The organism is Curtobacterium sp. RM9 (genome assembly GCF_054956955.1).
This window is the reverse complement of the sequence record NZ_CM143271.1, coordinates 2,800,033-2,818,724: the sequence shown is the minus strand read 5'-3', so window position 1 is coordinate 2,818,724 and position 18,692 is coordinate 2,800,033. Positions and strand designations below refer to the sequence as shown.

Below are 18,692 nucleotides of genomic sequence, written 5' to 3'. Positions count from 1 at the left end.
CGCCGGCGGCCGAGGGCGGCTCCGGCGCTGCCCGGGTCAGCCGCAGAACTCGTACGGCGGTGAGGGGACGTGGCTCACCCACACCATGCCGATCCGCGTCGGGTCGTTCCCGGTGAGGAAGGTGATCCAGGCCCCGTCGCGGGGCATCGTCCACCGGGCCCAGGTCCCGTCGCCGGGTGTCGCGCCCTCCACCGCGTCGATCTGCGTCAGGTCCGGGTACGCGGCCCGGGCGTCGGCGATGGAGCTCCCGACACCGAACCCCTCGGCGGTGGTCGGTCCTCCTGCACCCTCCGACGGCCCACCGAGGCCGATCGCGATCCCACTGACCACGCCGCCGCCGCTGGAGACGGTGACGGGCGGTGAGCCCTCGGCGTTCCAGGACGTCACGTCCGGTGACGAGCACGTCTCGTTCACCGTCCGGGTGTACGCCGGTTCGAGGTCGTCGAGCTCGCCGTCGACCGGACCGCCGAGCGCGACCGGCCCGACCTCCATGCCGGAGATCGTCCATGTCGACGGGTCCGTCGGCGAGTACGGCGCGCGGGACGGTGCCGTCGGGGTCGGCGTCGGGACGGGCGTCGGTGTCGCCTGGTCGACCACCGGTGCACCGGTCGGGGTCTCGCTCACGGTCGGTTCCGGTGTGCTCGAGGCGACGGGGGCGGGCGCCGCGGTGTCCGACCTCGGGATGAGTCCGAGCGCGACGCCGCCGCCGGCCGCTCCGAGGAGCAGGACCGAGACCACGCCGATCGCGATGCCGACGCGTCGACGTCGCCGTGGGCGGGGTTCGGCGTGCTCCAGCACGTGCTGCTTCATCGAGACGAGCATGCGCTGCAGGTCGTCTCCCACGGGGGGTTCAGTGTTCATCGTGCGTCACCGCCTTGCGGAGTCGTCGTCGGGACCGGGAGACGCGCTGCGTGACCGTGCCGACGGTCAGGCCGAGGAGCTGGGCGGCCTCAGCGTAGGAGTAGCCGCGCACCAGGCACAGCTCGCAGATCAGCCGGTCGGTCTCCGGGAGCGCCGCGATCTCGTCGCGGACCCACCGGAGCTGCTCCGCCGCCTCCGACGTGTCGGTCGTCGCGGCGAGCTCCTCCGGCAACTGGTCCCCGACGTGCTTGGCGTTGCGGCGGCCCAGGTTCCTGGCGTGGTTGCGGCACACGACCAGCAACCAGGGGAGCAGCTCCCCGGTCGGCAGCTGGACGCCGTCGGCCTTCTGCCAGAGCGTCAGGAACGTGTCCTGTACGAGGTCTTCGACGTCCTGCTTGCTCCCCGCGATCGCCCACGCGTACCGGGTGAGCGTCGGCGCGAAACGATCGAACGCGATCGCCAGTGCTGCTCGGTCCCCCGATGCGAGGCGCCGCGCGAGTGCGGCGTCGTCTGCTGTGTCATCCACGGTGCTCCCTCCACCTGAACGATGTCGAGCGCGGACGGATCCTGACACGACGCGCCGGTTCCGTCACCGATCCGTGATCCAGAGGCGGCTGCGACGCCCTCGCGCGGGACCGCGGACGGCGGCGATCGGCGCGTCGGACCGGACGGGGCGCCCCCGGCGCGAGGTGCGTCACGACGGACGGGAGGCGCGGTGCCAGCCGGCACCGCGCCTCCCGTCCGTCCGTGGTCGCGTCAGCCCGTGAACCGGTCCCAGAGGTCGGTCACGATCGGCCAGACGTCGCCGGCGCGGTCGGCCGAGCCGACCGCGACGAGCACGACCGGCACGGCCGTGACCGCGAGGCCCACGAGGACGGCGAGGACGACGGCGATCGTCGCCGTGGTCGTGTGCCGGCGGGTGAACGCGAGGAGGAGCAGCGCGAGCACGATGACCAGACCGACGACCGCGGCGAGCGTGGTGCGGACGAACGGGAACGGGACGAGACCCGCGGTCGTCGCGGTCACGCCGCCGAGGAAGCCGACCAGGGGGAGGAACGCGCCGATCGCGATCGCGAGGAGGAGCACCACCCCGATGCCGCCCGCGACCCACACGCCGCGCGGACGCGGACGGGTGGAGCGCGGGCGACGTCCGCCGAACCAGGTGGTCACGGCCGGTGCGCGGTGGTGTCGCTCGGGGCGACGGGGTCGGCGTCGGCGTCGGAGTCGGCGCGGGCCGGGGTCGCCGCGGGGACGTCGGCGGGGTCGCCGGATGCAGCGCGGGCGGCTTCGGCGGCTGCGTCAGCGGCGTGTGCTGCTGCGTCAGCAGCCTCGTGCGCGGCCTCCGCGGCCTCCGCGGCGGCGGTCGGTGCTGCGTCCGGGCGGTCGACGTGCTCGGCGTGCTCCGTCTGGTCGACGACCACGTCGCGGGCGCCCGAGGCGGCGTCGACGGCGTCCTCGGCGGCATCGGCTGCCTGCTCCGAGGCGCGGGCGAGGTGGCCGGCTGCCGCGCCGCGCACGGCCTCGGCGGTCTCGCCCGCCCGGTCGACGGCACGATCGGTGGCGTCGGCGGTCGCGTCCGCGGCGCGGTGCGTGGCCTCGCGGGTGGCGTCGGCAGCGTCCTTCGCCGTGACGGCCGTGGCCTGCGCCGCCTGCTTCGCGGTGTCGGCGGTGGCGTCGGCTGCACGCTTGGTCGCGTCGGCCGTGGCGCGCGCCGCGTCCTTCGCCGCCTCCGCGCTGGCCTGAGCGGCGTTCCCGACCGTCGCTGCCCCGCTCTGGGCTGCGTCACGGACCGTGTCGCCGACCGTGGAGACGGCCTGTTCCAGCGGCGAGGGCTCGTCGTCGAAGGGGCCGTGCACGTCGAGCACCCGGACGTCGACGGTCGTGGACCGGCCGGCGCCGAGCTGCGAGACGGCTGCCGCGACCTGGCGCCGCACCTCGTCGGCGACCTCGACCACGGGCTCCGGCCAGGTCACGACGACGGACACGACGACCCGGAGCACGCCGTCGACGTCGTCGACCTGCACGCCCGTGGTGCCGGCGGACCGGCCGAACTGCGAACGGACCCGTTCGGCCGCCCGGGCGACGAGGCCGCCGAGGTGGTGGACGCCCGGCACGCCCAGCGCCGTCGCCGCCGCGGTGCGTGCCGCGACCACCAGGGGACCCGCGTCCTCGGGGAGCGGGGTGGTGAGTTCGGTCGGCAGGTCGACCTCGGCGACCTGCGTCCGTGCGTTCGGATCGTGCTGCATGGGTTCCTCCTCCAGACGACGGACGCCGCCCGCTCGCGAGCGGGCGGCGTCCGGGCGTCGACTAGTTCTTGAAGACGTCCTTGACGTCCTCACCGGTCTGCTTGGCGCTCGCGGCGGCCTGGTCCTTCTTGCCCTCGGCGACCTTGGCGTCGTCGTGGGTGGCGTTGCCGAAGGCCTCCTTGGCCTTGCCGGTGAGGTCCTGTGCAGCGTTCTTGATCTTGTCGTCGAGTCCCATGAGGGGTTCCTTCCTTCGGTGTTCGGTGGGTGTTCTGGTGTGCGGGTCAGTGGACCCGACCGGGTCGTGCCAGGGCGGTACGGGTACCACCGGTGAGGTGCACGAGGACCGGGACCTGCTGACCGAGCGTCCGGTCCAGCACGGTCAGGGCGTGGTCGACCGCGTCGAGGACGCTCACGGCGTCCCCGCCCCGGCGGACCTGGACCTTGATCCGAGCCGCCCGCTGCTTGCGGACCAGGTAGGTGTCGACCTTCGCGGCGACGACGTCGTGGACGTCGGCGAGCTCGTGGTCGATGACGTCGCGGACGAGTGCCACGTTCACGGTGACCTGGTCGTCGCCGTGCTGCTGACGGGCGGCGACCGAGGTCCCGCCACCACCGCGGGTGGCGATGAACACGACCGCGAGGACGATCAGGACCGCGCAGACGGCCGCGACGATCCAGAGCGCGGTGTCCGGGACGGTGACCTGACGGGGCAGGGTGACGTACTGCTGGACGGCGTCGCGGACCGGGGTCAGGACACCGGCGCCGATGACGACACCGACGACCACGGCGACGAGGCCGAGGACCAGCAGGACGATGCGGTTCAGGGTGCGGTTCGTGGTGGTCACGACAGGGTTCCCTTCTGCTCCACGTGCACCCGGACACGGGAGCCGTGCTTGCCGCCGAGGCGACCGAGACGCTCCTGCACCGCGTCGCGCACGGCGGCCTGGTCGACCGGGATGCCGGACAGCGGCACGACGCGCACTTCGGTGTGGTGACCGCGAGCGCTCGCGGTGGTGTTCGACTCCGGCAGGTTCGCCGCGTGGGCGGCCGCGTTCGCCGCGGTCGACGCCAGGATCCGCGTGTCGATGACGACCGCGCCGCGGTCGTGGTCGATCGCGGACCGTGACCGGCGACCCGGCTTCAGCGCGAGCACGACCAGGACGATGCCGGCGATGACGAGCACCGCGGCGACGACCTCGGCGATCGTGGTGAACGCCGCGTCCGGCTCGAGGGCCGTGTCGACCGCGGTCTGCGGGTCCGCCAGCAGCGGACCCTGGCCGACGGCCGTCAGGACCGACTCGGTGCCGATCCAGGCCAGCACGATCGCGAGGACCGCGAGGGCGACGGACACGGCGGTGGACCGTGAACGGTGCACGCTGCGACGACGCAGCCGCCGCTCGAGCGAGTTGGTGCTCATGGTTCCTCCTACCGGACCCGGCCCTCGTGCTCGCGCACGATGCCGGTCAGTTCGATGTGGGCGCTGCCGACCTGTCGTCCCGTCAGCTCACGCACGCGGGACTTGATGCCGTCCGCTGCGGAACTGGCCGCCTGCACGATGTCGGACTGCTCCCGGATCGGGCCGGTCACCTCCAGCGCGAGTGCGCCGTCGTGGTCACCGAGCCCGACCCGGATGCGCTTCGCGGGGACCTGGAGCCGTTCGGCCGAGACTGCCCGGGCGAGGGCCGTCAGGGCCTTGGCGGTGATCTCGACCCGGCCCGGGACGGCGCTCGCCGGGAGGCTACCCGGGCCGGCGCTCACCGCGAGCTCCGGCGTCCGGTCAGCACGTCGGTCAGGGCGCCCCGGTCGATCTTGCCGGTCGCGATCGCCGCGACGAGCGCACCGATCAGACCGAACACGACCACGAGCACGAAGCCCCAGAAGCCGAACTGCAGTGCCACGACCGCGAGGATCGCGCCGATCAGGGCGCCGACGAGTGTGTTACTCAACGCGGGACTCCTTCTTGTCGTCGTTCTCGTCGTCGTCGCCCGGGATGAAGACGTCCTGGACGGTCACGTTGACCTCGGCGACCTCCATGCCGACGATCTGCTCGAGCGCACGGGCGACCGAGGAGCGGACGCCGTCGGCGACCTGCTGGAGCGACACCGGGTACTCGGCGACGATCACCACGTCCGCGGCGACCTGCTTCTCGCCGACCTCGACCTTGACGCCCTGGCCGTGGTCGCGCTGGCCGATGGCGTCGCGGATCGCGCCGATCGCACGAGCTGCGCCGCCGCCGAGCGAGTGCACGCCGTTGACCTCGCGAGCGGCGATCCCGGCGACCTTCGACACGACGGTCTCGTCGATCGTGGTCTTGCCCGTCACACCCGAACCACCGGCGTGCGTGCCCGTGCGGGCAGCGGCGTTGGTCGACGCGGTCGTCGAGGCCAGGGTGTTCGGAGTCGTGGTGTCAGCCATCTGTTCTTCCTTCCGTGAGTCCCGCCGGGCGATCCCAGCGGTTGCTGTTCACGGATGAGACGGGCTGTCACCGACCGTCGTCACGCGCCGTCGCTCCGTCCCAGGGAAGTTCCAGGAAGAAGCGGTGTTGCACGGGTGGACCTGTACCCCGATCGTCTCCGGGTCAGGGACGCTCGCCGATTCCGTCTGCGCGGCTGCGCTCGGCTCGATCCCGGGCCTGGCGCAGGAACTGCATCGGAGAGCACCCGTGTTCGCTCCGGAAGAGCTGCTGGAGCCGCCGCGGACGTACCCCGGCGGCGTCCGCGATCCGGGCCAGCGTCAGGGTCTCCCCCTGGTGCTGTTCGACGAAGGACATGGCCGCGCGGAGACGCCAGGAGTACCGGCCACGACGGCCCGAGGTCTGCGCACGTGTCCGGAGCGTCGTCACCGGGTCCTCGCCGAAGCGCTCCCGGTAACCGCTGGCGAAGCGGCCCGGGTTCGTGAAGCCCCAACGGCGGGAGACCTCGGCCACCGTCGTCGGGGCGTCGGCGAGCAGCAGCTCGGCGCGCACCTGGTCGAGCCGGTGGTCGCGGAGGAAGCGCGCGGGTGTGGTCTCGAGGGTGCGCGCGAACACCTCCTGCAGTCCGCGCTCGCTGAGGCCGCAGGCACGGGCGATGTCCGGGACGGCGGGGCGAGCGGCCGCGTTCGCCTCGATGAAGCGGACGGCGTCGCGGAGCCGGTTCGCGACGGGGACGTCGTCGCCCCGGTCGCGGATCGGGAAGGTGTCGAGGACGACCGTCGCCACGCGGCGGTTCAACGCCGTCCGCATCGGACCGAGCACGCGGTCGTCGAGGAGCGTGCACTGCACCTCGCGGAGCAGGCGGCGGAGCGGCTCGTGGCGTGCGATCGCCTCGTCCTGCTGGTCGAACAGCAGCGGGCCGTCGGGGAGTCGGAGTCCGAGCTCGCGGGCGGTCTGGCGGAGGAAGCGGTCGGCGATGTGGATGCCGTGGTACGAGGTGCCCTCGGACTCGAACCGGTACGCCTCGGGCGCCGAGGCGATGTAGGGGCTGCCAGGGGTGACGACGCGGGTGCGGTCGGCGAAGTGCATCTCCAACCGACCCTTCGTGAGCCAGAAGACGACGTGGTCCTCGCGGGCCCCGATCACCCCGCCGCGTCTGCCGCCCTCTGCCCGCATCGACCGCAGGGTGAGGTCGTCGTCGCCGACCACCATGTACTCGTACCGGGTCCCCGGCGTCGCGTAGGTGGCGGACGCGATCTCCGAGCCGTGGTACTCCGCGGTGAAGATGGCGGAGTACCCCGAGGCGTCCGACTCGGTGAAGCGGGTCTTGCGGAACCCGTTGTCGGCCGGCCTGGTCATGCGCGCATGATGACACGGCAACCCGAGAATGTGCGTTCTCCGGCTGCCCTTCCGTTCAGGCGCGGACACCGGTACCCTAGGGGGGTACGGTAGGAGACCGAGGAGCACACACATGCACGAGCACGTCGGGTACATCGGCGACAAGGACGACCTGCTGAAGCGGCTGCGTCGCGCCGAGGGACAGGTGCGCGGGATCGCCCGGATGGTCGAGGACGAGACCTACTGCATCGACGTGCTCACCCAGATCTCGGCCGCGAACCGGGCGCTCGAGCGCGTCGCGCTGTCCCTCCTGCAGGACCACCTGTCGCACTGCGTCGCCGAGGCCGTCGCCGAGGGCGGCGAGACCGCGGACGCCAAGGTGCGCGAGGCGAGCGAGGCGATCGCGCGGCTCGTGCGCTCCTGACCCACCCGACGAGAGGACACCCCATGACCACCGAACTGCTGCTCGTGCAGGGCATGACCTGTGAGCACTGCGTGATGAGCGTCACCGAGGAACTGACCGAGCTCGACGGCGTCTCGGACGTCGCCGTGCGGCTCGTGCCCGGCGGTGAGTCCGAGGTCACCGTGACGGCCGACCGCCCCGTGGACCCCGAGACCCTGCGCGACGCCGTCACCGAGGCGGGCTACGAGGTCGTCCGGCGATGAGCGACGAGGTCGTCGAGCTCGACATCACCGGGATGACCTGCGCCTCGTGCGCGAACCGCATCGAGCGCAAGCTCGGCAAGCTGCCCGGTGTCACCGCGACCGTCAACTACGCGACGGAGAAGGCGCGGGTCGCCGGCTCCGCCGACACCGACGTCCTCATCAGGACCGTCGAGGCGGCGGGTTACGGCGCGAGCGTGCCTGCACCCCCGGCCGCGGCCGACGACGGCGCTGCCGACGCACCCGACCCGACGACGGCCGCCCTGCGGCAGCGCCTGGTCGTCTCGGCGGTGCTGGCGGTGCCCGTCGTGCTGCTGTCGATGGTGCCCGTGCTGCAGTTCCCGCACTGGCAGTGGGCTGCGCTCGCACTCGCGGCCCCGGTGGCCGTGTGGGGCGCCCTGCCGTTCCACCGTGCCGCATGGGTGAACGCCCGCCACGGTGCCGCCACGATGGACACCCTCGTCAGCGTCGGCGTCGCGGCGGCGTTCCTCTGGTCGCTGTACGCACTGTTCCTCGGGGACGCCGGAGCCACCGGCATGCACATGACCTCCTCGTGGTTCGCGACCGACCCCGAGGCGAGCGACCTCTACCTCGAGGTCGCCTCGGCCGTGACGGTCTTCATCCTCGCCGGCCGGTACATGGAGGCCCGGGCCAAGCAGCGGTCCGGGGCCGCCCTGCGTGCCCTGCTCGAACTCGGGGCGAAGGACGCCGCCCGACTCCGGGACGGCGTCGAGAGCCGGGTGCCGGTGTCCGCCCTCGCCGTCGGGGACGTCGTCGTCGTCCGGCCGGGGGAGCGGATCCCGAGCGATGGCATCGTCCGCGACGGCGCCTCGGCCGTCGACCGGAGCATGCTGACCGGCGAGTCGGTGCCCGTCGAGGTCGGCCCGGACGACCGCGTCACCGGCGCGACGCTGAACGTGGGCGGCCGCCTCGTGGTCGAGGTCACCCGCGTCGGCGCGGACACCGAACTCGCCCGGATGGGCCGCCTGGTCGAGGAGGCGCAGACCGGCAAGGCCGACGTGCAGCGCCTCGCAGACCGCGTCTCCGGGGTGTTCGTCCCCGTCGTGATCGGCCTGGCCGTGGCGGCCTTCGTCGGCTGGCTCGTCCTCGGTGGATCCCTCACGGCCGCCTTCACCGCCGCCGTCGCGACGCTCATCATCGCCTGCCCGTGTGCGCTCGGCCTCGCGACCCCGACCGCGCTCCTCGTCGGCACCGGGCGGGGCTCGCAGCTCGGCATCCTGATCGGCGGACCGCAGGCACTCGAACGCACCCGGTCGGTCGACACGATCGTGCTCGACAAGACCGGCACCGTCACCACGGGCGCGATGACGCTGCGGTCGGTCGTGCCCGCCGACGACGTCGACCCGGCAGCGCTCCTCGCCCTGGCCGCAGCGGTCGAGGACGGCTCGGAGCACCCCGTCGCCCGTGCGGTCGTCGCAGCCGCCCGTGCACGCGGGGTCGACGTGCCCGCTGCGTCGCAGTTCCAGGCGTCCGCGGGTGCCGGCGTGCAAGCGGTGGTGGCGGGCGCGGTCGTGCTCGTCGGCACCCCGGCGTGGCTGCCGTCCTCGTGGGCGGTGGTGCTCCCCGACACGCTCGCACGGGCGGTCACCGACGCCGAGGCCGACGGCGGCACGGCCGTCGTGGTCGCTCGCGACGGCGTCGCTGTCGGCGTCGTCGTGGTCGGCGACACCGTCAAGCCCGAGGCGGCCGACGCCGTCCGCCGGTTCATCGGCCTCGGCCTCCGCCCCGTGCTGCTGACCGGCGACAACGAGGGCGCCGCCCGCGCGGTGGCCCGGCGGGTCGGCATCGACGAGGTGCACGCCCGCGCGACCCCGGCGTCGAAGCTCGACACCGTCCGCCGGCTGCAGGCCGAGGGCGGGACCGTGGCGATGGTCGGCGACGGCGTGAACGACGCGGCCGCACTCGCGGCGGCCGACCTCGGCATCGCGATGGGCGGCGGGACGGACGCCGCGATCGCCGCGAGCGACATCACGGTCGTGAGTGGCCGGCTCACCGTCGTCGCGGATGCGGTCCGGCTCGCCCGGGCGACGCTCCGGACGATCCGCGGCAACCTGTTCTGGGCGTTCGCGTACAACGTCGCGGCGATCCCGCTCGCGATGGCCGGGCTGCTGAACCCGGTGCTCGCCGGGGCCGCGATGGCGTTCTCGTCGGTGTTCGTCGTGACGAACAGCCTGCGCCTGCGTCGCTTCCGGGCCACGGCGGTGGAGCCGGCCGACCCGACGGCGTGACCGGCGGGGCGGACGTGCCCCGCGCCTCCCGTCCGGCCTGTGCGCGCCACCTGCCGGAGCGCACTACGCTCGGACGTGGTCCGCGACGCAGCGCTGCGGTGACCCGCGGTCCAGTACGTCTTGAAGGTACCCAGGAGGACCGAAGTGACCGAATCCGCTCCCGTCGACCCCACATCGACCGATGGCTGGAAGAAGCTGGCCGGCATCGCCGACGGCTTCACCCCGGACCTGCGCGGCTGGTTCGACAGCGACCCCGGTCGTGCCGAGCGCTACACGTTCCAGGCCGCCGACCTGACCGTCGACCTGTCGAAGGGCCTCGTCGACGACGAGATCCTCGGCGCACTGCTCCAGGTCGCGAAGGACGCCGGCGTCGCCGAGCGCTTCGAGGCGATGCTCGCCGGCGAGCACATCAACGCCACCGAGGACCGCGCCGTGCTGCACACCGCGCTCCGCCGTCCCGAGGGCATCGAGCCGGCGCTCGTCGTCGACGGCCAGGACGTCGACGCCGACGTGCACGCCACGCTCGACAAGGTCTACGCCTTCGCCGAGCAGGTCCGCTCGGGAGCATGGACCGGCGTCACCGGCAAGCGCATCGAGACCGTCGTCAACATCGGCATCGGTGGCTCGGACCTCGGTCCGGTCATGGTCTACGAGGCCCTCAAGCCCTACGTGCAGGCCGGGCTCGAGGCGCGCTTCGTCTCGAACATCGACCCCGCGGACATCTACGAGAAGACCGCGGACCTCGACCCCGAGACCACGCTCTTCATCGTCGCGTCGAAGACCTTCGGCACGCTCGAGACCCTGACGAACGCCCGCCTCGCGCGCCAGTGGCTGTGGGCGGAGCTCGGCCTGACCGACGCGAGCGACGACGAGAAGTCGAACGCCGTCGCGAAGCACTTCGTCGCCGTCTCGACCGCCCTCGACAAGGTCGCCGCCTTCGGCATCGACCCCGAGAACGCGTTCGGGTTCTGGGACTGGGTGGGCGGCCGCTACTCGGTCGACTCGGCCATCGGCACGAGTGTCGTCGTCGCGATCGGCAAGGAGAACTGGGAGCAGTTCCTCGCCGGTTTCCACGCGATCGACGAGCACGTCCGCACCACGCCGCTCGAGCAGAACGTCCCCGTCCTGATGGGCCTGCTCAACGTCTGGTACACGAACTTCCTCGGTGCGCAGAGCCACGCGGTCCTGCCGTACACGCAGTACCTGCACCGCTTCGCCGCGTACCTGCAGCAGCTCACCATGGAGTCGAACGGCAAGCGCGTCCGCTGGGACGGCTCGCCGGTCGTCACCGACACGGGCGAGGTCTTCTGGGGCGAGCCGGGCACGAACGGCCAGCACGCGTTCTACCAGCTCATCCACCAGGGCACCCGCCTGATCCCGGCCGACTTCATCACGGTCGCGAACCCGGCACGTCCGCTGAAGGACGAGACCGGCGACGGCAAGGGCGTCGCACCCGGCACCGACGTGCACACGCTGTTCCTCGCGAACTTCTTCGCGCAGACCAAGGCGCTCGCGTTCGGCAAGACCGCCGACGAGGTCCGGGCCGAGGGCACGACCGACGAGGGGATCGTCGCGGCGCGCACCTTCCCGGGCAACAAGCCGACGACGTCGATCCTGGCGCCGGAGCTCACCCCGAGCGTGCTCGGCCAGCTCATCGCGCTCTACGAGCACATCGTGTTCACCGAGGGCACCATCTGGGGCATCGACTCGTTCGACCAGTGGGGCGTCGAGCTCGGCAAGCAGCTCGCGCTGCAGGTCACGCCCGCCGTCGAGGGCGACCAGGCCGCGCTCGACGCGCAGGACTCGTCGACCAAGGCGCTCATCGCGAAGTACCTGGAGCTGCGCGGCTGATCCGCTCGGTCTGACGGACGATGGTCCGGACGGGAGGCGCGGTGCCGGCTGGCACCGCGCCTCCCGTGTGTGCGGGGCGCGGTGGCCGCGGGGCGGGCGTGGGCCGGGCCGGGCCGGTCCAGTTCACGGGCTCAGCGACACTTCACGGCCGTGCCGGCCCGTGAAGTGTCGCTGAGCGCGTGAGGTCGCAGCGAGCACGGCGGCCGCGCGGCGCGCGTCAGCGGCCGAGCGGGTCGAGGTTGAGCGTGGTGTCGGAGTAGAGGTGCTGGTCGTCGCCGAACACCTGCACGCCCTCGTTGAGCCACACCAGGTCGCGCACGGTGATCCCGAAGCGGGCGGCGACGTCGCCGATGAGGTCGTCCGGCGCCACCACGTACGACCTCGGGGCGCCGGCGGGCGTCTTCGCGGTGAGCTGTCCGGCGGCGTTCGGTCGGGCACCGTGGTCGACCGGGTGCACGTTCGTGGTCCGCGCCGGTACGGACCAGCGGACGGTCGTCACGGCGAGCACCTTGCCGGAGGCGATCTCGACCGGCACGTCCTGCCCGGCGGCCGCCGCGGAGTACGTCACGAGCGTCGTCAGGTGTGAGGGGTCCACGCCGGAGCCGTCGAGGGGGACCGCGACGGCGAGCGGTGCGCTCGTGGGGCCGCCGAGCGTGCGGTCGCCGACACCGTGGTAGGTCAGCCCGTCGCCGACCTTCCGCGGCAGGTCGAAGAGCCCGACGCCGACCGGGACCGGCAGCGTCGAGGTCACGCCGGAGTACTGCGCGGTGAAGGTGTCGTCGCCGTCGGCGACCACCCGGAAGTGGAAGTGGATGCTGCCCTTCGGCGAGGCGACGTCGCCCTGCGCGAGGACGGTGCCGGCCGGGATCGGCGTGAGGACGGGGGCGGGAGCAGCGGATTCGGTGGGCGCCGGTGTCGGGGTGCGCGGGGTCGCGGAGGCCTCGAGCAGGGCGGCGTCGGGCTCGCCCTCGGTGTCGGGGGTCGCGGTCGGCGTCGGCGTCCCGGTGCTGGCCGGCGGGCTGGACGGCGGCGGGAGCGCTCCGTCGGAGCCGCGCAGGAGCGAGCAGCCGGACAGGGCGACGGACGCGAGCACGACGACGCCGACGGTCACGATGCGGTTCATGGTTCCCCCTCGTGACGAGCGTAACGCGAGCCCTCCTCGTGCACAGGGCCCGGACGTGCCGGATGTGTCCACAGGTGCACGACCCCCGTGCGGCCGTGTCGGCGTGACGGGCTACCGTCGAGGCATGGACCGATCGGACATCCTCGCCGCTGCTGCAGCTGCCCACGCCGCACGGATCGCGGCGTCGGGCGGCGACGACACCGCCGCCCGCGAGCGCGCCGACGCGGTGCGGAACGGCGGACGGCTCGACGACGACGAGCACCGCGACACCGCTCGACGGCGTGCGGGCGAGGCCGACCGTGCCGCCGCCCGGACCGAGGGCACCCTGTCCGACTGGCACAGCATGGGCACCCGCCGCGGAGTCACGCCGGACGACCAGCTCCGCACGGCCTGGGGCGTCACCGGGGTCCCCGAGGCCGGGAACGCCCGCGCACTGGCGAACGTGCTCCTGTCGACCGCCGGACACGCCGGTCGCGTGGCGGACGCCGCCCGCCGCAACCCACGGCTCGCCGGCGCAGCGAGCGCGGCAGCACGTCGGACCGTCCGTCGGTACACCGATCACGGCGCCGACATGGTGAGCCTGGGGGACGTGCTCACCGGACCCGGCGACGACGACCGCGACGCGCCGGACGCACCGCTCCCACACTGATCAGGTCTTTCGTGGACCGCTCCAAGCGGAAGTATGTTCTCTTGTCGCATTGACAGGACATGGATCCGGGTTACGATCACAGCGCGCACTGACGTGCGATCACGGACGAAGGAGTCACCGCATGGTCGACATCACGCCGACGGCACCGGCCGTCGCACTGCCTCCCGTCGGCGAGGGCCCGCACCGTCGCCGGCTCGGCGTCCTCGCCCTCGTCGCCACCTTCGGCGGCCTGCTGTTCGGGTACGACACCGGTGTCATCAACGGCGCGCTCCGACCGATGACGACCGAGCTCGGGCTCACCTCGATCACCGAGGGCGTCGTGACGAGCTCCCTGCTGTTCGGTGCCGCGATCGGCGCGATGGTGGGCGGCCGGCTCTCGGACGGGTGGGGGCGTCGGAAGACGATCATCCTGCTCGCCGTGGTCTTCTTCGTCGGCACCCTGACGTGCGTGTTCGCCCCGGCGTTCGGGGTGATGGTCGTCGGCCGGGTGCTCCTCGGTCTCGCGGTGGGTGGGGCGTCCACAGTCGTCCCGGTCTTCCTCGCCGAGTTGGCCCCGTACGAGATCCGCGGGTCGCTGTCCGGCCGCAACGAGCTCATGATCGTCATCGGGCAGCTGGCGGCGTTCGTCGTCAACGCCGTGATCGGCAGCCTCTGGGGAGAGGGCAACGGCGTCTGGCGGGTGATGCTCGCCGTGTGCGCCCTGCCCGCGATCGCGCTGTTCGTCGGCATGCTCCGAGTCCCGGAGTCGCCGCGGTGGCTCGCGTCGAAGGGCCGCTACGGCGAAGCTCGAGCGGTGCTCGCGCAGGTCCGGTCGGACGAGCGCGCCACTGCCGAGCTCGAGGACATCAAGCGCACGAACGAGCTCGAGAGCTCGAACCGGCAGGTGAGCGGGTGGCGCATCCTGCTCGGCAACAAGTGGCTGATCCGCATCGTGCTCATCGGTGCCGGCATCGGCGTCGCGCAGCAGCTCACGGGCATCAACTCGATCATGTACTACGGGCAGACGGTGCTCATCGAGTCCGGGTTCCAGGAGTCGGCGGCCCTCATCGCGAACATCGCGCCCGGGGTGATCGCGGTCGTCGGCGGCGTCATCGCCCTCGCGAACATGGAGCGCATCAACCGGCGGACGACGCTGGTCCTCGGGTACTCGCTGACGACGGTGTGCCACCTGCTCATCGGTGTCGCGTCGATGACCCTCGCGCCGGGCAACGCCGCTCGTCCGTGGGTGATCCTGTTCCTGGTGGTGGCCTTCGTCGGGTCGATGCAGACCTTCCTCAACATCGCCACCTGGGTGATCCTGTCCGAGATCTTCCCGACGCAGATCCGTGCGCTCGGCATGGGGATCTCGGTGTTCTGCCTCTGGATCGCGAACGCGTTCCTCGGTCTGTACTTCCCGACGATCGTGGCTGCGACCGGCATCACCGGGACGTTCTTCGGCTTCGCGGCGGTCGGTGCCGTCGCGCTGCTGTTCATCTGGAAGTTCGTGCCGGAGAGCCGTGGCCGCACCCTCGAAGAGGTCGAGCAGGGGGTCACCACCGGCAACATCTTCGTGGTCCCGGCGAAGCAGGCACGGCGGTAGGACCACCCACGTCACGGACGGGAGGGACGGTGCCAGCTGGCACCGTCCCTCCCGTCCGTGCGGCGGTCGCGACTACGGGCGCAGGAGCACCTTGCCGACGCGGCCGGCGGTGTCGCTCGCCCGCGCCGCTGCGCGAGCGTCCTCGAAGGCGAAGGTCTCGGAGACGGGGAGCGTCAGCGACCCGTCGAGCACGCGGGTGATGAGCTCGCCGAAGAGCTGGCCCTTGAGCTCGGCCGGCATCGTCCTGCTGACGACGGCGCCCCAGAAGCCCTTGACCGTGAGCTGGCCGAAGATCACCTTGCCGGACGGGATCTCGAGCGTCGGCGACGCCATCGCGCCGAAGACCACGAGCGTCGCGTCCTCGCCGAGCACCGAGGCGATGTCGCCGGCGGCCTTCCCGCCGACGGATTCGACGCCCGCGACGATCGGAGCGCCGCCGGTGAGCTCACGGACCTGGTCCTGCCAACCTTCACCGTCGGTGGCGACGATGCGGTCGATGCCCTGCGCGCGGAGCTCCTCGACACCCTCGGCGCGACGGACGAGGCCGATCACGTTGATGCCGCGGGCCTTGCCCAGCTGCGCGACCATCCGGCCGACGGCGCCGTTCGCGGCGTTCTGGATGATCCAGTCGCCCTCGTGCAGGTCGAGCGAGTGCAGCAGGCTGATCGCGCTGAACGGCATCGAGACGAGCTGCGACGCGGCCTCGTCGGGCATCGCGTCCGGCACGGGGACGAGCCCGGCTGCGTCGGCGACGTAGTACTCCGCCCAGACGCCGAAGGTGCCGCCGGCGACGCGCTGGCCGACCTGCAGACGGTCGACGCCCTCGCCGAGGGCCTCGACGACACCGAGCGCCTCGGTGCCGCTTGCGGCGGGGAGTTCGGGCTTGAAGCCGTAGGTGCCGCGGATGGTCCACAGGTCGTGGTTGTGGATCGGGGAGAGCACGGTGCGGACGAGCACCTGGCCGGGGCCGGGCTGCGGGACGGGGCGCTCGGCCACGGTGAGGACGTCGGCCGGCTCGCCGAAGGCCTCGTGGACGACGGCGCGCATCGTGGTGGGGATGGTGTCGGTCATGGGTCAGTCCTCCGAGACGACGATGGCGACGTCGATGTTGCCGCGGGTGGCGTTCGAGTACGGGCAGACCTGGTGCGCGGCGTCCGCGAGGGCCTGGGCCTGGTCGTGCTCCAGGCCGGGGATGACGACCTCGAGCATGACGGCGAGCTGGTAGCCGCCCTGGCCGTTCGGGCCGATGGAGACGCGGCCGCCGACGGTCGAGTCGGTGATCTTCACCTTCTGTGCGCGGGCGACGCCCTGCAGCGCGGAGTGGAAGCACGCGGCGTAGCCGGCGGCGAAGAGCTGCTCGGGGTTCGCGCCGTTGCCGGAACCGCCCATCTCCTTCGGGATGGCGAGGTCGTGCTCGACGCGGCCGTCGCTGGTGGCGACGTGGCCGTTGCGGCCTTCGCCCGTTGCGAGGGCCTCGGCGGTGTAGAGGACGTCCATGTGGGTCCTTCCTTCCTTCGTGGGGTTCAGCGGGTCGGCGCCGTGGGGGCGTCGACAGCGGCGTGCATGGTCGCCGTGAGGCGCTGCAGCGTCGCGATGAGTTCGAGCGCCGCCTGCTCGTCGCTCAGGCCCATGCCGGCCGCGATCCGCGCGGGGACGTGGGCCAGTTCGGGTCGGATGCTGCGACCGCGGTCGCCGAGGGTGACGGTGACGACACGCTCGTCGGTGCTGCGACGCTCGCGGCGGACCAGGTCGGCCTGCTCCATGCGGCGGAGCAGTGGCGAGAGGGTGCCGGAGTCGAGCTGCAGGTGGTCGCCGAGGGACGAGACGGTCTGGTCGCCCTCGATCCACAGGGTCACGAGCACGAGGTACTGCGGGTAGGTGAGGCCCCAGGGTTCGAGCAGCGCGCGGTACGCCTGGGTGGTCGCCCGCGACGCCGCGTACAGCGAGAAGCACACCATCTCGTCGGTCACCGGCATGACACCAGTGTCGCACGCAACTCAGTTGTGCACAACTCAAACATTGACCGGAGCGGCTGCCCGGGGATGGCCGGCCTCGGCGAGCGCCCGTTGCGCGCCCGCGAACGACGAGTACGGCACGTGCGCCCCGGCGACGTCCCGGTAGTCGGTGAGACCCGGGCCGGCCCAGTAGACGACCCCGTCCGGTCCGACCTCGGCGATGGCCCGCCGGATCGCCCGCGCCGGGTCTGCCTCCTCGAGCACGAGGGCCGCCGTCGCCGCCTCCCGGGCGCCGGCGAGCAGCGCCGCGCGGATCGGCCCGGGGTCCTCGTGCCGCGGATGATGGTCGGCCACGACGACGACGTCCGCGCCACGGGCCGCCGCGGCGCCCATCGCACGGCGCTTGCTCGGATCGCGATCACCGTCCGCTCCGACGACGATGCCGAGCCGTCCCGGCGCGACGGCCCGGAGGGCGGCGAGGCTCTTCGTGAACGCATCCGGGGTGTGGGCGAAGTCGACGTACACGCGCGGGCCGGTGGGCGCCGAGGCGTCGGCCATCCGACCGGGGACCACCACGTCGAGCGGTGCGCTCGTCGCGGCGCGCAGCGCGGGGAGGGGGGCGCCGGCGGTCGCGAGCATGGCGACCGCGAGTCCGGTGTCCGCGACGGTGTGCACCCCGAGGAGCGGGACGTCGATCGCCAGGGTCTGCCCGTCGGGCGCGACGAGGAGCGCGCTCGTGCCATCCGATCGCTGCTCGCGTGTCCGCACCGTCCAGTCCGCACCGGTGGCCCCGTCGCTCATGATGGTCGTGACGGGCACGGACGCGCTCGCGACGACTCGGCGGCCTGCTGCGGAGTCGAGCGAGACGACGCCCGAGCGCGAGCGTGCCGGGGTGAAGAGCTGCGCCTTCGCCCGGAGGTACTCGTCCATGTCGGCGTAGTCGTCGAGGTGGTCGTGCGACAGGTTCGTGAACCCCGCGACGTCGACCACGACACCGTCGGTGCGTCGGCGGGTGATCGCCTGCGCGCTGACCTCGAGGGCGACCCCCTCGACGCCCGCCTCGGCTGCGGCGGCGAGGAACGCGTGCAGTTCGGGGGCTTCCGGGGTCGTGAGCGCGCTCGGACCGCCGCGCGTGCCGATGGTGCGTTCGACCGTCGAGCTCAGCGCGGTCCGCCATCCCAGCCGCCGCATCAGCGCGTCCAGCACGTGCACGGTGGTCGTCTTGCCGTTCGTGCCGGTGACCCCGAAGGACCGGTGGGGAGCTCCACCGGTGGCGTACACGAGCGCGGCGACCGCGCCGAGCACCCCTCGGGCATCGGGGACGACGACGACGGGCAGACCGGCGGCGCGGGCGGCGGGGAGCCCTGCTGCGTCGGTGAGCACCGCGACCGCCCCGGCGTGCCGAGCGGTACCGCTGTGGTCCGCGCCGTGGGTCCGCCGCCCGGGCACCGCCGCGAACAGGCCGCCGGGCTGGAGGTCCGCGGTGCCCACCGCGACGCTCGACACCCCGGACGCGGTCGTCCCCGACGACGGACCCGCCCGCTGCGGCAGCCACGGCGCGCAGGGAGACGGGGACGGTGCGGGACGGCAGGAGCGCGTACGGCATGGTGGGGGACCTCGGGTCGGAGCGGGCGCGGCTCGCGCGCGGGCAGACCGTGCTCCGAACGATGCCCCGTGTCCGCCCGGAGCGCGGTCAGCGAGCGCGACGCGCAGCACGGGAGCGGCGTCCGGACGGCTTCCACGCGCCTCCCGGGCCGCATCCGGT

General features: G+C 72.8%; 22 protein-coding genes. 6 read left to right on the top strand and 16 right to left on the bottom strand.

What is annotated here, in order from left to right:
• Positions 1–36: 36 nt before the first annotated feature.
• From ACY3FI_RS13345 to ACY3FI_RS13295, 11 genes are all read right to left on the bottom strand, one after another.
• Positions 37–861 (bottom strand): hypothetical protein, encoded by an 825-nt coding sequence (locus tag ACY3FI_RS13345; protein WP_462548045.1) that lies wholly within the window; start codon positions 859–861, stop codon positions 37–39.
• A complete protein-coding gene (locus ACY3FI_RS13340; protein ID WP_462548044.1) occupies positions 851–1,387 on the bottom strand; it encodes an RNA polymerase sigma factor in 537 nt (178 codons plus the stop codon). Before ACY3FI_RS13340 ends, ACY3FI_RS13345 begins: the two co-directional genes overlap by 11 nt.
• A gap of 230 nt (positions 1,388–1,617) precedes the next feature.
• Positions 1,618–2,031, bottom strand: a complete 414-nt coding sequence (locus ACY3FI_RS13335) for an MFS transporter permease (protein WP_462548043.1) — start codon at positions 2,029–2,031, stop codon at positions 1,618–1,620.
• Positions 2,028–3,107, bottom strand: coding sequence for an Asp23/Gls24 family envelope stress response protein (locus tag ACY3FI_RS13330; protein ID WP_462548042.1), 1,080 nt, complete (start codon positions 3,105–3,107; stop codon positions 2,028–2,030). The genes ACY3FI_RS13335 and ACY3FI_RS13330 overlap by 4 nt, the downstream gene beginning before the upstream one ends.
• Before the next feature lie 61 nt (positions 3,108–3,168).
• Positions 3,169–3,342, bottom strand: coding sequence for a CsbD family protein (locus ACY3FI_RS13325; RefSeq protein WP_462548041.1), 174 nt, complete (start codon positions 3,340–3,342; stop codon positions 3,169–3,171).
• A gap of 46 nt (positions 3,343–3,388) precedes the next feature.
• Entirely contained in the window at positions 3,389–3,952 is a 564-nt protein-coding gene (locus ACY3FI_RS13320) for an Asp23/Gls24 family envelope stress response protein (protein ID WP_462548040.1), read from the bottom strand.
• On the bottom strand, positions 3,949–4,524 hold the full coding sequence (locus ACY3FI_RS13315; RefSeq protein ID WP_462548039.1) for a DUF6286 domain-containing protein: 576 nt from the start codon (positions 4,522–4,524) through the stop codon (positions 3,949–3,951). The genes ACY3FI_RS13320 and ACY3FI_RS13315 overlap by 4 nt, the downstream gene beginning before the upstream one ends.
• Positions 4,525–4,532: 8 nt before the next feature.
• Complete coding sequence (locus ACY3FI_RS13310) at positions 4,533–4,865, bottom strand: hypothetical protein (RefSeq protein WP_462548038.1); 333 nt, start codon at positions 4,863–4,865, stop codon at positions 4,533–4,535.
• Complete coding sequence (locus ACY3FI_RS13305; RefSeq protein WP_126891821.1) at positions 4,862–5,053, bottom strand: DUF2273 domain-containing protein; 192 nt, start codon at positions 5,051–5,053, stop codon at positions 4,862–4,864. The genes ACY3FI_RS13310 and ACY3FI_RS13305 overlap by 4 nt, the downstream gene beginning before the upstream one ends.
• Positions 5,046–5,522 (bottom strand): Asp23/Gls24 family envelope stress response protein, encoded by a 477-nt coding sequence (locus tag ACY3FI_RS13300; protein WP_462548037.1) that lies wholly within the window; start codon positions 5,520–5,522, stop codon positions 5,046–5,048. Before ACY3FI_RS13300 ends, ACY3FI_RS13305 begins: the two co-directional genes overlap by 8 nt.
• Positions 5,523–5,685: 163 nt before the next feature.
• Positions 5,686–6,879: a helix-turn-helix transcriptional regulator gene (locus tag ACY3FI_RS13295; protein ID WP_462548036.1), complete on the bottom strand. Its 1,194-nt coding sequence runs from the start codon at positions 6,877–6,879 to the stop codon at positions 5,686–5,688.
• Between the two features lie 112 nt (positions 6,880–6,991).
• Between ACY3FI_RS13295 and ACY3FI_RS13290 the strand changes: the two genes are divergently transcribed.
• From ACY3FI_RS13290 to pgi, 4 genes are all read left to right on the top strand, one after another.
• The gene (locus tag ACY3FI_RS13290; protein WP_462548035.1) at positions 6,992–7,282 is read left to right on the top strand and encodes a metal-sensitive transcriptional regulator; all 291 of its coding nucleotides are present in this window, start codon (positions 6,992–6,994) and stop codon (positions 7,280–7,282) included.
• 23 nt (positions 7,283–7,305) lie between these two features.
• A complete protein-coding gene (locus ACY3FI_RS13285; protein WP_462548034.1) occupies positions 7,306–7,524 on the top strand; it encodes a heavy-metal-associated domain-containing protein in 219 nt (72 codons plus the stop codon).
• Complete coding sequence (locus ACY3FI_RS13280) at positions 7,521–9,770, top strand: heavy metal translocating P-type ATPase (protein ID WP_462548033.1); 2,250 nt, start codon at positions 7,521–7,523, stop codon at positions 9,768–9,770. Before ACY3FI_RS13285 ends, ACY3FI_RS13280 begins: the two co-directional genes overlap by 4 nt.
• Before the next feature lie 144 nt (positions 9,771–9,914).
• Positions 9,915–11,621, top strand: coding sequence for a glucose-6-phosphate isomerase (pgi, locus tag ACY3FI_RS13275; protein WP_462548032.1), 1,707 nt, complete (start codon positions 9,915–9,917; stop codon positions 11,619–11,621).
• Positions 11,622–11,838: 217 nt separating this feature from the next.
• On the opposite strand, the gene ACY3FI_RS13270 is transcribed toward pgi, so the two are convergent.
• Positions 11,839–12,744: a LysM domain-containing protein gene (locus ACY3FI_RS13270; RefSeq protein ID WP_462548031.1), complete on the bottom strand. Its 906-nt coding sequence runs from the start codon at positions 12,742–12,744 to the stop codon at positions 11,839–11,841.
• A gap of 124 nt (positions 12,745–12,868) precedes the next feature.
• On the opposite strand from ACY3FI_RS13270, the gene ACY3FI_RS13265 reads away from it, so the two are divergent.
• On the top strand, positions 12,869–13,393 hold the full coding sequence (locus ACY3FI_RS13265) for a hypothetical protein (protein ID WP_462548030.1): 525 nt from the start codon (positions 12,869–12,871) through the stop codon (positions 13,391–13,393).
• Positions 13,394–13,514: 121 nt separating this feature from the next.
• Entirely contained in the window at positions 13,515–14,972 is a 1,458-nt protein-coding gene (locus ACY3FI_RS13260; RefSeq protein WP_462548029.1) for a sugar porter family MFS transporter, read from the top strand.
• Positions 14,973–15,044: 72 nt separating this feature from the next.
• Here ACY3FI_RS13260 and ACY3FI_RS13255 read toward each other — a convergent pair whose 3' ends face one another.
• Genes ACY3FI_RS13255 through ACY3FI_RS13240 form a run of 4 tightly spaced genes read right to left on the bottom strand, consistent with a single transcriptional unit; the run spans position 15,045 to position 18,433 of the window.
• A complete protein-coding gene (locus ACY3FI_RS13255; protein ID WP_462550364.1) occupies positions 15,045–16,019 on the bottom strand; it encodes a zinc-binding dehydrogenase in 975 nt (324 codons plus the stop codon).
• A gap of 27 nt (positions 16,020–16,046) precedes the next feature.
• Positions 16,047–16,469, bottom strand: coding sequence for an organic hydroperoxide resistance protein (locus ACY3FI_RS13250; protein WP_462548028.1), 423 nt, complete (start codon positions 16,467–16,469; stop codon positions 16,047–16,049).
• A gap of 26 nt (positions 16,470–16,495) precedes the next feature.
• Complete coding sequence (locus tag ACY3FI_RS13245; RefSeq protein ID WP_462548027.1) at positions 16,496–16,948, bottom strand: MarR family winged helix-turn-helix transcriptional regulator; 453 nt, start codon at positions 16,946–16,948, stop codon at positions 16,496–16,498.
• Between the two features lie 36 nt (positions 16,949–16,984).
• Positions 16,985–18,433, bottom strand: coding sequence for a Mur ligase family protein (locus ACY3FI_RS13240; protein WP_462548026.1), 1,449 nt, complete (start codon positions 18,431–18,433; stop codon positions 16,985–16,987).
• Positions 18,434–18,692: the final 259 nt, after the last annotated feature.

What these genes read in the sequence shown, in the direction of transcription:
- ACY3FI_RS13295 (WP_462548036.1), bottom strand. Translation starts at nt 6,879, where the DNA reads ATGACCAGGCCGGCCGACAACGGGTTCCGCAAGACCCGCTTCACCGAG.
- ACY3FI_RS13265 (WP_462548030.1), top strand. Translation starts at nt 12,869, where the DNA reads ATGGACCGATCGGACATCCTCGCCGCTGCTGCAGCTGCCCACGCCGCA.
- ACY3FI_RS13260 (WP_462548029.1), top strand. Translation starts at nt 13,515, where the DNA reads ATGGTCGACATCACGCCGACGGCACCGGCCGTCGCACTGCCTCCCGTC.
- ACY3FI_RS13300 (WP_462548037.1), bottom strand. Translation starts at nt 5,522, where the DNA reads ATGGCTGACACCACGACTCCGAACACCCTGGCCTCGACGACCGCGTCG.
- ACY3FI_RS13270 (WP_462548031.1), bottom strand. Translation starts at nt 12,744, where the DNA reads ATGAACCGCATCGTGACCGTCGGCGTCGTCGTGCTCGCGTCCGTCGCC.
- ACY3FI_RS13285 (WP_462548034.1), top strand. Translation starts at nt 7,306, where the DNA reads ATGACCACCGAACTGCTGCTCGTGCAGGGCATGACCTGTGAGCACTGC.
- ACY3FI_RS13255 (WP_462550364.1), bottom strand. Translation starts at nt 16,019, where the DNA reads ATGCGCGCCGTCGTCCACGAGGCCTTCGGCGAGCCGGCCGACGTCCTC.
- ACY3FI_RS13250 (WP_462548028.1), bottom strand. Translation starts at nt 16,469, where the DNA reads ATGGACGTCCTCTACACCGCCGAGGCCCTCGCAACGGGCGAAGGCCGC.
- ACY3FI_RS13290 (WP_462548035.1), top strand. Translation starts at nt 6,992, where the DNA reads ATGCACGAGCACGTCGGGTACATCGGCGACAAGGACGACCTGCTGAAG.
- ACY3FI_RS13280 (WP_462548033.1), top strand. Translation starts at nt 7,521, where the DNA reads ATGAGCGACGAGGTCGTCGAGCTCGACATCACCGGGATGACCTGCGCC.
- ACY3FI_RS13325 (WP_462548041.1), bottom strand. Translation starts at nt 3,342, where the DNA reads ATGGGACTCGACGACAAGATCAAGAACGCTGCACAGGACCTCACCGGC.
- ACY3FI_RS13245 (WP_462548027.1), bottom strand. Translation starts at nt 16,948, where the DNA reads ATGCCGGTGACCGACGAGATGGTGTGCTTCTCGCTGTACGCGGCGTCG.
- ACY3FI_RS13315 (WP_462548039.1), bottom strand. Translation starts at nt 4,524, where the DNA reads ATGAGCACCAACTCGCTCGAGCGGCGGCTGCGTCGTCGCAGCGTGCAC.
- ACY3FI_RS13345 (WP_462548045.1), bottom strand. Translation starts at nt 861, where the DNA reads ATGAACACTGAACCCCCCGTGGGAGACGACCTGCAGCGCATGCTCGTC.
- ACY3FI_RS13330 (WP_462548042.1), bottom strand. Translation starts at nt 3,107, where the DNA reads ATGCAGCACGATCCGAACGCACGGACGCAGGTCGCCGAGGTCGACCTG.